1 protein-coding gene is annotated in these 241 nt (G+C 56.4%); it reads left to right on the forward strand.

The window, feature by feature from the left end; genetic code table 11:
• A partial coding sequence (locus tag SB816_RS34505; RefSeq protein ID WP_410548558.1) for a Tn3 family transposase occupies window positions 1-241 on the forward strand: 241 nt, incomplete at both ends.

The raw sequence follows: 241 nt of genomic DNA on the forward strand, positions 1-241 counted from the left end.
GACCAGGACACGGTGCTCGACATTCAGGAACACTTTACCGACACGGGCGGTGCCAGTGATCATATCTTCGGGCTGTTCGCCTTGATCGGAAAGCGGTTCTCACCGCGACTGCGCAATCTCAAAGACCGGAAGTTCCACACGTTCGAGAAGAGCGATGCATATCCAACCCTGTCGAACCATATCGGGGCGCCGATCAACACCGCCCTAATCCTCGACCATTGGGACCATCTGCTCCATCTCG

The organism is Achromobacter sp. SIMBA_011, assembly GCF_046535435.1.
Classification (GTDB): Bacteria; Pseudomonadota; Gammaproteobacteria; order Burkholderiales; family Burkholderiaceae_B; genus Achromobacter; species Achromobacter dolens.